The 10281-nt window shown below is 74.7% G+C and carries 11 protein-coding genes; 5 read left to right on the forward strand and 6 right to left on the reverse strand.

Annotation, left to right across the window (positions count from 1 at the left end; all coding sequences use genetic code 11):
• Positions 1–252: 252 nt before the first annotated feature.
• Both ACFV04_RS41855 and ACFV04_RS41860 read left to right on the forward strand, forming a co-directional pair.
• Positions 253–1863 carry a protein kinase gene (locus ACFV04_RS41855; RefSeq protein WP_380536351.1) on the forward strand — a complete coding sequence of 537 codons (1611 nt, stop codon included), beginning with the start codon at positions 253–255 and terminating at the stop codon, positions 1861–1863.
• Between the two features lie 80 nt (positions 1864–1943).
• On the forward strand, positions 1944–2318 hold the full coding sequence (locus ACFV04_RS41860; RefSeq protein ID WP_380536352.1) for a VOC family protein: 375 nt from the start codon (positions 1944–1946) through the stop codon (positions 2316–2318).
• Positions 2319–2366: 48 nt separating this feature from the next.
• Here ACFV04_RS41860 and ACFV04_RS41865 read toward each other — a convergent pair whose 3' ends face one another.
• The 4 genes from ACFV04_RS41865 to ACFV04_RS41880 form a co-directional block, all read right to left on the reverse strand.
• Positions 2367–2888 carry an ion channel gene (locus ACFV04_RS41865; protein WP_380349947.1) on the reverse strand — a complete coding sequence of 174 codons (522 nt, stop codon included), beginning with the start codon at positions 2886–2888 and terminating at the stop codon, positions 2367–2369.
• Between the two features lie 193 nt (positions 2889–3081).
• A complete protein-coding gene (tatA, locus tag ACFV04_RS41870) occupies positions 3082–3363 on the reverse strand; it encodes a Sec-independent protein translocase subunit TatA (RefSeq protein ID WP_360252599.1) in 282 nt (93 codons plus the stop codon).
• A 228-nt stretch (positions 3364–3591) separates the two neighbouring features.
• A complete protein-coding gene (locus ACFV04_RS41875; RefSeq protein ID WP_380536354.1) occupies positions 3592–4161 on the reverse strand; it encodes a methyltransferase in 570 nt (189 codons plus the stop codon).
• A gap of 296 nt (positions 4162–4457) precedes the next feature.
• Positions 4458–6035 carry an MFS transporter gene (locus ACFV04_RS41880; RefSeq protein ID WP_380536355.1) on the reverse strand — a complete coding sequence of 526 codons (1578 nt, stop codon included), beginning with the start codon at positions 6033–6035 and terminating at the stop codon, positions 4458–4460.
• A 110-nt stretch (positions 6036–6145) separates the two neighbouring features.
• Between ACFV04_RS41880 and ACFV04_RS41885 the strand changes: the two genes are divergently transcribed.
• Positions 6146–6730, forward strand: coding sequence for a TetR/AcrR family transcriptional regulator (locus ACFV04_RS41885; protein WP_360252608.1), 585 nt, complete (start codon positions 6146–6148; stop codon positions 6728–6730).
• Between the two features lie 21 nt (positions 6731–6751).
• On the opposite strand, the gene ACFV04_RS41890 is transcribed toward ACFV04_RS41885, so the two are convergent.
• The gene (locus ACFV04_RS41890; protein WP_360252611.1) at positions 6752–7069 is read right to left on the reverse strand and encodes a cupin; all 318 of its coding nucleotides are present in this window, start codon (positions 7067–7069) and stop codon (positions 6752–6754) included.
• Between the two features lie 106 nt (positions 7070–7175).
• Between ACFV04_RS41890 and ACFV04_RS41895 the strand changes: the two genes are divergently transcribed.
• Entirely contained in the window at positions 7176–7442 is a 267-nt protein-coding gene (locus ACFV04_RS41895; RefSeq protein ID WP_360252614.1) for a hypothetical protein, read from the forward strand.
• Positions 7443–7502: 60 nt separating this feature from the next.
• Here the strand turns inward: ACFV04_RS41895 and ACFV04_RS41900 are convergent, their stop codons facing one another.
• The gene (locus tag ACFV04_RS41900) at positions 7503–8660 is read right to left on the reverse strand and encodes an acyl-CoA dehydrogenase family protein (RefSeq protein WP_380349961.1); all 1158 of its coding nucleotides are present in this window, start codon (positions 8658–8660) and stop codon (positions 7503–7505) included.
• Positions 8661–8963: 303 nt separating this feature from the next.
• Between ACFV04_RS41900 and ACFV04_RS41905 the strand changes: the two genes are divergently transcribed.
• Positions 8964–10130 (forward strand): TetR/AcrR family transcriptional regulator, encoded by a 1167-nt coding sequence (locus ACFV04_RS41905; RefSeq protein WP_380536357.1) that lies wholly within the window; start codon positions 8964–8966, stop codon positions 10128–10130.
• Positions 10131–10281: the final 151 nt, after the last annotated feature.

Raw genomic sequence — 10281 nt, forward strand, 5'->3', positions numbered from 1 at the left:
GCCGCCCCCGCCCGCCCGGGCCGGCGCCCCCCCGCCCGCGGCGCCGCCCGGCCCGCCCCCCCCCGGGGCGCCCCCCCCCCCCGCAGTCAGGGCGGGCCGCACCCCCGCGCCGGCGGCCGGGGGACCGCTGCCCGGTCCCCCGACCGCCCCCCTTCGTCCGCCCCCGGCGGGGTCGCACGGCCGTACGGCTATCGTGCACGGGTGCACGAGGCGGCCCGGGACCCCGGGCAGGGCACGTGAGGGGAGCTCCAGGTGATCGGACGGGCGCTGAACGGGCGTTACGAACTCGTCGAGATGCTCGGCGTCGGCGGCATGGCCACCGTCTGGCGCGGCGTGGACCGCGTGCTGGGTCGCCAGGTGGCCGTGAAGGTCCTCAACGGGGGCCTCGCCGACGACCCCCGCTTCGCCGAGCGCTTCAGCCGGGAGGCGCAGCACGCGGCCATGCTGGTGCACCCGCGGATCGTCATGGTCTTCGACTCGGGTGTGGACCAGGGCACCCCGTTCATCGTCATGGAGCTGGTCAGCGGCCGTTCGCTGGCGGCCGTGCTGGCGCAGCAGCCCACCTTGCCGGTGGAACGGGCCGTGGGCATCGCGGCGGCGGTCTGCGAGGCGCTGGCGGTCGCGCACGCGGCCGGGCTGGTGCACCGGGACATCAAGCCCGGGAACATCATGATCACCGATGACGGTGGGGTGAAGGTCGTCGACTTCGGCATCGCCCGGGCCGGCTCCTCCAGCAACCTGACGCAGACCGCCAGCGTGCTCGGTACGGCCGCCTACCTCTCGCCCGAGCAGGCCACCGCCTCGGCGCTGGACGGGCGGACCGACCTGTACGCGGTCGGCTGCGTGCTCACCGAGATGCTCACCGGCGCGACCCCGTTCACCGCCGAGAGCCCGGTGGCGATCGCCTTCAAGCACGTCAGCGAGCAGCCCGTGCCGCCGTCCGCGCGGCGCCCCGGCCTGCCACCCGCCCTGGATGCGACGGTGCTGCGGCTGCTCGCCAAGGACCCGGCCGGCCGGCCGGCCGACGCCTCCGCGGCGCGGGCCGAACTGCTCGCCACCGTACCGGGGCTGGTGGTGGGCGACCCGACGGCCGAACTCCTCGCGACCACCGCGGCGGCCACCCAGCTGCTCCCGCCGGTGGTGCCCGCCGCGTCGCCGTACCCCGGCGGGCCGCCGCCGCACCCGGACCAGCAGCACACCACCCTGCTGCCGCCGCAGCCCCCGGCCGCCACTTCGGTGATGGCGCCGATCCCGGTCGGGCCCCCGGCCGCGGTCGGGTCTCCGGGCCCGGCCGGGTCGCCGACTCCCGCTTCGGCGCCGGCCCGCGGCAGCCGACGCAAGCCCCTGGTGTTCGGCGCGCTGGGCGTGGCGGGCCTGGCCGGCGTGACCGCCCTGGCCCTGACCGCCTTCGACGAGCCGGCGGGCAACGCCGCGGCCGCCAAGCCGAGCACGGTCGCCACCTCGTCGGCCGCGAAGCCCGTCACCGGCCCGCCGCCCGCCGCGAGCGCCGGCTCCACAGCCCCGGCGACGCCGTCGGGGGCCCCGGTGCCCACCCAGGCCGTCCCGCGCAACCAGCCCGCGGCGCTGCAGCTCCAGTCCTTCCGCCAGGCCGTCGCCCAGGCCCAGGTCGGCAAGGACCGGGACCACCAGGCGGAGCTGCTGAGGATCCTCGACGCCGCGTCAGCCCACCTCAACGAGGGGGATCCGGACGCCGCCGCGCAGGAGCTCAAGGGCGCCCAGAAGGTGATCAAGGACATGGGCAAGCGGCACGCCATCGACCCGCTGACCAGTGCCAACTGGAACGCCCGCCTCTCGGCCCTGTTCACCACCCTGCACACCGCCGCTGACCTCCAGGACGACTGACGCCCCCTCGCCGCCCCCTCGCCGGCCTTTCGTCGGCACCCCTTGCCGACGCCCGGCTGACGGTGCGCCAGAATGGGCCCGTGCTGACGATCGGTTCCCTCGTTCTCGGTGTCTCCGACCTGCCGCGCGCGGTCGCCTTCTGGACGGCGGCCCTCGGCTACGTGCCACGCGGCGGCCTGGTCGAGGAGGACTGGACGGTCCTGGTGCCCGCCGACGGCGGTGGCGGTGTGCAGCTCGCCCTCGGTCTGAGCGCGTCCCCGGTCCAGGAGCGCCCGCGGGTCCACCTCGACCTCTACGCCGGGGACGCCGCCGACCAGGCCGCCGAGGTCGAGCGCCTGGTCGCCCTGGGCGCCGCACGGGTCGACTGGGAGCTGTACCCGCAGGACCCCGACTTCGTCGTCCTCGCCGACCCGGAGGGCAACCGCTTCTGCGTCATCGACACGTCCCGCGGGTGACACGGGGTTGTCCACATCCTGTGGACAACCCTGTGTGTCGACGCCCGCTCAGTCCGGTTTGCGGATCCGCCGTTCCACGCTGCTGCGGACCGCCCGGGACGCCGTCCCGGCGGCCGCCGCCAGGAACACGAAGTTGTAGAGGATCTGTACGACCACCACGAACCGTGCCGTCTGCCCCGCCGGCGTGATGTCCCCGTACCCCACCGTCGCCATCGTCACGACCGTGAAGTACAGGGCGTCCAGCCGTGTCTCCAGCCCGGCGAACTCCGACTTGTGGGCGCCCATCGCGTAGTACGTGGCCGAGAAGATGGTCGCCGTCAGCCCGATCAGGAACACCAGCCACACCACCGGCCGCTTCGCCGTTCCCCGCATCACTCCGATGATCTTGGCGAGCATCAGCCAGGTCATCCCGGCGAGTGCGGCCACGAAGGCGGCCCAGCTCAGGACCGGCCGGCGGTCGCCGAGCCACCCGAGCGGCAGCGTGAAGTACCCGACCATCAGCAGGGTGAATGCCAGCAGCAGCCAGCACCAGGCCCTCACGTCGGCGGGCGGCGGCGAGTTCTCGGACATCTCGCCAAGCCTGTGCCGAGGGGGCCCGGGACGCCCGCCCGTCTGCGCCGTCCGGACGAATCCGGCCGTCCGGGCCCCGACCGCCGGACCGCCGGGCCCCGACCGCCGGGGCGCAGGCAGCGCGGGCCGGGCCCGGAACGCCGGAAACCCCCCGGTGGGCTCACCAGGGGGTTTCCGGAGGAAGGGGAGAGGCTCAGGCGGTCGTCTCGGGCCGCTTCGTCTCGGTCGCCTTGGTCACGTTGGTCGGCGTGACGGCCGGGCGGTCCGCGCTCTGCTGGGGAGCGGCGGTGCTCTGCGCGGTGCCGGCGTCCGCCGGGGGCTCGTCCTCGCGCATGGCCTTCGTCTCGGCCTTCAGGATGCGCATGGACTTGCCCAGGCCGCGTGCCATCTCCGGCAGCTTCTTCGAACCGAACAGCAGGATGACGACCGCCAGCACCACGAAGATGTGCCAGGGCTCAAGACCGTTCCGCAGCATCCCTGGCCACCGGTCCCTTCTTGTCTAGAGTCATGGCGGGCTAGCGCCCGTGCTGGCCAGTATGCCTGGCCCTCACGGCGAACGGATACACCGGCCGGGAAACGCTGGCCAAAAACCAGGTGCCGCTCCAGCGGATCGCGAGACCGGGGACGGCCCCCGACTCCGGGAACGGCCCCCGACTCCGGGGGCGGGTGGCGGCGTCCGGCTCCGCGCCCGCCCCCGGAGCGATCAGTAGACGAACGGGACGAGTCGCTTGGACGTCCGGCGGTACGTCGCGTACGCGCCGCCGAGCGAGTCCAGCAGCAGCCGCTCCTCGGCGGCGATCCGCCAGCCGTACGCGGTGAGCAGCAGTGCCGCGACCACCAGGGCGGCGGCCCAGCTGCCGGTACCGGCGGCGTAGCCGGTCCAGACCAGCAGGCTGCCGGCGTAACCGGGGTGGCGGATCAGCCGGTACGGGCCGGTGCTGACGACGTGCTGGGCGTCCACGGTGCGCAGCGTACGGGTGTAGTACGCGCCCAGGGTGCGCATGCCCCAGGCCCGCAGTGCCAGCCCGGCGGCGGCCAGCGCCACGCCGAACCAGCCCGCCCAGCCGGGCAGTCGGCCGATCGAGGCGCGGTCGGACACCACCACGACCAGCGTCGACAGCAGGTAGCAGCCGAGCAGCAGGCGGGTCGATCCGCGGTCGCGGCGGTCCGCGTGCCAGGAACCGGCGGCGGCGTCCTCGCGCCGGCGCAGCAGCAGCTCGTAGGCGGCCCAGCACAGGACGCCGAGGAGGGAGAGGAGGGCGGTCAGGGACATGCGGCGGCTCCCGGCGGTCGGAGGGACCCCTCCACGGTCCTCCCGGCGGGTGGCCGGAACACGCACCCGGGGGTGGACGTACCGCGGTCCACCCCCGGGTGGACCGTCACCGGGCCGCGGGCCTCCTCCTCCGGGACCACCTCCGGCAGCGCCCGGTCGGCAGCCGTGCCCCCGCCCCGGCCCGGCGGCCCGCCCGGGCGCCCGCCTCGCGCGGACGGGCCGCGGACGGCGGAGAGCCCCCGCCCTGGGGTGGGCGGGGGCTCTCGATGACTCGCGTGGATCGGGCCGGTTTTCGGTCAGGCGGTGACGGGCTCGGACTCGGGGGTCGGGGCCGGGGCGGCGGCCGGGAGGTGGCGCAGCAGGCGGTAGGCGAGGAGCGCGGCGCCGAGGGCGAGGACCCCGCCGACGCCGGCGGCGACGTGCAGGCCGTCGGTGAAGGCGGTGCGGGTGGTCTCCAGCAGGTCGGCGCCGAGCCGGCCGGGCAGCTGGGCGGCGACGGTGACCGCGCCGCCGAGGGTGTCCTGGGCGGTCCGGGCGGCCTCGCCGTCGAGGCCGGCCGGGAGGGCGCCGTCCAGCCGGTGGTGGTAGACGGCGGCGCCCGCCGCGCCGAGCAGGGCGATGCCGAGCGAGCTGCCGAGTTCGACGGCGGTCTCCGAGGTGGCGGAGGCGGCGCCGGCCTGCTCGACCGGGGCGGCGGAGACGACCATCTCGGCGGTCATCGTCATGGTGCCGACGGTGCCGGCGGCCAGCACGCCCGCCGCGGTGAGGATGAGTGCCAGCGGGGAGTGCGGGCCGACCTGCGTCATCATCGCGAAGCCGGCCGCGCCGATCAGGAACCCGCCGCCCATCAGCACCGCCGGGCGGACCTTGCCGGCCAGCGCCGAGCTGATCCCGACCGCCGCGCCGACGCCCACGCTCGGCACCAGCGACCAGAGCGAGGCGGTCAGCGGGCTCATGTCCTTGACCAGCTGCAGGTACTGCGAGGTGAAGAGGGCGAAGCCCATCATGGCGAACATCGCGACGGTGTTGACGCTGATCGCGCCGCTGAAGGTGCGGATCCGGAACAGGCTCAGGTCGAGCAGCGGGTTCGCGGCGGTGCGCTGGCGCCACACGAAGGCGGCGGCGAACAGCAGGCCCGCCGGGACGGCGATGGCGGGGAGCGTGCTCCAGCCCTCGACGGCGATGGTCTTGACGCCGTAGACGAGCGGCAGGATCGCGGCGAGCGAGAGCGCGGCGCCGAGCAGGTCGAAGCGGCCGTCGGGGGTCCTTCCGGCCGAAGGCCGGGCGGTGGCGCGGTACTCGGGGAGCAGGGCGGGCGCGGTCAGCAGTACCAGGGCCATCACCGGGACGGCGAGCAGGAAGGCCGAGCCCCACCAGTAGTGGTCGAGCAGCAGGCCGCCGGCGACCGGGCCGAGGGTGGCCCCGGCGGTGAGGATGCCGCCCCAGGCGCCGAGGGCGATCTGGCGCTGCTTGGGGTCGTGGAACATGGTGCGGATCAGCGCGAGGGTCGAGGGCATCACGGTGGCCCCGGCGGCGCCGAGCAGGGCGCGGGCCGCGATCAGCTGGTTCGCGTCGTGCGACCAGGCGGCCAGCAGCGAGGCGCCGATGAAGCCGGTGGCGCCGATCATCAGCAGCCGGCGGCGGCCGATCCGGTCGCCCAGCGCGCCCATCGTGATGAGCAGCCCGGCCAGCAGGAACGAGTACATGTCCATGATCCACAGCTGCTGGGTGCCGCTGGGCGCCAGCGTGGTGGAGATGAACGGGACGGCGAAGAAGAGCACGCCCATGTCCATGGAGAGGACGAGGGTCGGGAGCAGGAGGACGGCCAGGCCGATCCATTCGCGGCGGCCTGCGCGGCCGGTGGTTGCGGTCATGGGGAAGACAGTACGGATGTGTCAGACGCTTGTCTAGTACGTATGTGTAAATCGAACGTGCAAGACGATCGTGCAAGACATCTGTGCAGACCTTCCGTAGGATCAGGGGCATGGGAAACCGCGAAGACCTGATGGCCGGCGCCAAGCGCTGCCTGTACGAGAAGGGCTACGGGCGCACCACCGCCCGCGACATCGCCACCGCCTCCGGTGTCAGCCTGGCCGCGATCGGCTACCACTTCGGATCGAAGGACGCGCTGCTCAACGCGGCGATGATCGAGGCGATCGGTGAGATGGCGGCCTCCCTGGGCGCGGTCGTGGTCGCCGCCAACCAGGTGTCGGAGGACCCGGAGGAGCGCTTCGCCGCCGTCTGGGACGGACTCCGGGACGTCTTCGTCGAGCACCGCGGGCTGTGGGCCGCCCAGTTCGAGGCGCTCGCGCAGGCCGCGCACGCCCCCGAACTGGCGCAGGCCTTCGCGGGGGCGCAGAAGGAGGGGCGGCTGGGGCTCGCCGCCCTGTTCCAGGGGCTGCCCGAGGTGGCGGAGACCGAGGAGGAACTCGCCCGCGGCGCCTTCTACCAGACCCTGCTGGCCGGTTACGTCGCCCAGTGGCTGGCCGCGCCCGAACTCGCCCCCAGCGGGAAGGACTTCCTGCGGGGCCTGCGACTGGTCAGCGGCAGCGTGCTGAACGCCGGCTGAACGGCCCCCGGTGCGCCGCCGTCAGGACGTGACGGCGGTCAGCAGCACCACCGAGTCGACGTGGGCCAGCAGCCCGTGCCGCTCCTGCGGGACGGGCTCCAGCCGGCCGGCCGGCAGCTCCAGGCGCCGGCCGGCGATGGTCAGCGAGACCCGGCCGCGCAGCACCTGGACGCTCCCGGCGGTGGGCGGGACGTGCTCGTCCAGCGCCGTCCCGGCGGTCAGCGCGATCACGGTCTGCCGCAGCACCCCGTCGTGCAGCACCAGGTGGGCGCTGCGACCGTGCGGGCTCTCCGCCGCGAGGGCCGCGTGCTCCACGGCGAGCTGTTCCAGATCGGGCATCGCGCCGCCTCCTCGCTCCGTGTGCCCAGGGTCGCGGACCTCCCGGCGTCCCGCACCCGGAGGCGCTCGACGTGCAGCCCGCGCCGACTGCGCTCATCGTGGAGGCATGGCGACCAACGAGAACTTCTTCAGTGGATTCCAGGTCAACCGATCGCTGCTGGCCGGCGGCGTGGTGCTCACCGGCATCGGTGCGGTGCTCGGTGCGGCCGGGACGGTGATGGTGTGCGCGGCGCTGGCCACGGCCGGCCGCAACTGGGTACGGGGCATGGACGCCCCGCCGACCGCGATCGCCCACCGGGCGCTGCGCGGGGCGAAGGTGGCGTCCGCCGCGGGCTGGGACGCCTGGCGCACCGAGCAGGCCTCGCCCAACTGACCGCCGGTACCGGCACGGCGGGCCGCCATGGGCGTGCGGCCCGCCGCCGGTCCACCCCGCCTACAGCCCCATGGACTTGGCGATGATGCTGCGCATGACCTCGCTGGTGCCGCCGTAGATCCGGAACACCCGGTTGTCGGTGTAGAGGCGGGCGATCGGGTACTCCAGGATGTAGCCGTAACCACCGTGCAGCTGCAGGCACTTGTCGATCACGGTGGAGGCCGACTCGGTGCAGAACAGCTTCGCCGCGGCCGCGTCGGCCACGGTCAGCTCGCCGCTCTGGTACAGCTCCAGCGCGCGGTCCACCATGGACTGCTGCGCCACCACCTGGGCCTCGCAGTCGGCCAGCGTGAACTTGGTGTTCTGGAACTCGGCCACGGCCTTGCCGAACACCTTGCGGTCCTTGACGTACTGCACCGCGAACCGCACCGCCGCCGCGGACGCCGCGTACGCGCCGACGGCGATGGCCAGGCGCTCCTGCACCAGGTTGTGGGTCAGGTAGGCGAAGGCCCGGCCCTCCTCGCCGAGCAGGTCCTCCACCGGCACCCGGACGTCGCTGAACGCCAGCTCGGCGGTGTCCGAGGTGCGCAGGCCGATCTTCTGCAGCTTGCGGCCGACGGTGTAGCCCGCGGAGGCGGTGTCCACGCAGAGGATGGACAGGCCGGCCCGGCGGTTCTCCGGGTCGTACGGGGCGGTGCGGCAGACCACCAGGACCAGGTCGGCCAGCACGCCGCCGGTGATGAAGGTCTTGGCGCCGTTCAGGACGTAGTGGGTGCCGTCCTCGGACAGCCGCGCGGTGGTGGTGATGCCCGCGAGGTCGGAGCCGGCGCCGGGCTCGGTCATCGCGATCGCCGTCATGATGTCGCCGGAGACGAAGCCGGGCAGCCAGCGCCGCTTCTGCTCCTCGTTCGCGTACTCCAGCAGGTACGGCAGCACCAGCCCGGTGTGCACCCCGGAGGAGCCGAAGCTCACGCCCGCCCGGGCGGTCTCCTCGGCGATCACCGCCTGGTACTTGAAGCCGCTCTCGCCCGCGCCGCCGTACTCCTCGGGCACCTCGATGCCGTAGACGCCGAGTTCGCCGAGCTGCCGGTAGAAGTCGCGCGGCGGGTGGCCCTCGGCCTCCCAGCCCTCGTAGACCGGGACGACCTCGTTGGCGATGAAGTCCCGGATGGTCTCCCGGAAGGCCTCGTGGTCCTCGGTGAACACGGTGCGGCGCACGGCGGCGCTCCCTTCGACGGTGCCGGCCGGAGCTGCCGGCGGGGCGGAACGTACCAGGTGATGGCCTCACAAGTTAATCCCGGGTAGCTTCGGCTGTCCAGGGTCGACAGGCGTGCGGCACACGGTCGGCGGGGGTGCCAAGTGAATCCTTGCTAGCCTTCGGGAGACGCCCGGCCGGGACCGGGCGGATACCGGCCGACGCTCGGTGGGCGCCCGGTGGGTGCCCGGCCGACCGGGTGCTCGGCCGCGATCGGCCGACCGGGAACCCGGCCGACGAGCGACGGGCCGGGAGGGAGGCGCGCCATGGTGGTCCGACGGCCGCCCGGGCGGCGTGCCCAGATCCTCGCCGTGGCCGCCGACCGCTTCCACCGCAGCGGCTACCACCAGGTCTCGATGACCGAGGTCGCCGCTGGGGTCGGCATCACCGCCCCCGCGCTCTACCGGCACTTCCGCGGCAAGCCCGAACTCCTCGACCGGGCGGTCCGGTTGGGACTGGACGACCTCGCCGTCGGGCTGCGCGGGGCCCGTACCGGCGAGGAGCTCGGCGCCGTGCTGGCCGCCGTCGCGGTCGGACACCGCCCGCTCGGCACCCTGGTGCAGCGCGACGCCCGGCTGCTGCCGCCGGCCCGGCGGGCCGCGCTGCGCCGCGAACTGCGCGCGGACGTCGCGCTGATGACCGCCGTGCTGACTGTCGAACGCCCGGAACTCGCCACGGAGGACGCCGAGTTGCTCTGCTGGTCGGCGCTCTCGGCCTGCGCCGGACTGTCCTACCAGTCGGCCGCTCCGCAGCCCCGCCGCGCCGAGGCGCTGCTGCGCGAGCTGGTGGCGGCCGTCCTCGCCGTCCCGCTGGACGGCACGGACACCGGGCCCGCGGCCGGACCGCTGCGGACGCCCGTGCCGGTGCCGGAACCCGCGCCGCGGGCGCGCCGGGAGGAACTGCTCGCGGCCGCCGTCCGGCTGTTCCACCAGCGCGGCTTCGACAACGTCAGCACCGACCAGCTCGGCGCCGCCGTCGGCATCTCCGGTCCCAGCGTGTACCGGCACTTCGACAGCAAGGCCCAGCTGCTCGCCGCCTCGCTGGTGCGCAGCCGCGACCTGCTCCGGCACGAGGTGGACGGCGCGATCGCGGCCGCCGACGGGCCCCGGGCGGCGCTGTCGGCCGGGCTGGACGCCTACGTCGGGTTCGCGCTGCGCAACGGCGACTACCTGGGCGCGATGCTCAGCGAGACGGAGCGGCTGCCCCCGCCCGACCGGCGGGCCGCGGTGGAGTTCCGGCGGGACTTCCTGCGCACCTGGGTCGGCCTGGTGCGGCAGGTGCGTCCGGACTGCGACGCGGTGGCCGCCCGGATCCGGGTGCACGCGCTGTTCTCCCTGGTCAACGACGGGGTGCGGAACCGTCCGCACAGCGCCCGGCCGGACCTCGGGGACTGCCTGCTGCGCCTCGGCCGGGCCGTGTCGGGACTCTCCTGAGGCACGGCCCCGGGGGCGCGGACGGCGGGGCACGGACGCCGGGGAGCGGGTCAGGACACGGCGCGGGCCGGGGGAGCGCTCCCCCGGGGACGGCGCGCGGGACCCGGCCGGGCAGCTCAGCAACGCCGCGCCCCGAGTAGACGACCAGGGG

Origin of the sequence: Kitasatospora sp. NPDC059599 (assembly GCF_042735125.1) — a bacterium.
GTDB lineage: Bacteria > Actinomycetota > Actinomycetes > Streptomycetales > Streptomycetaceae > Kitasatospora.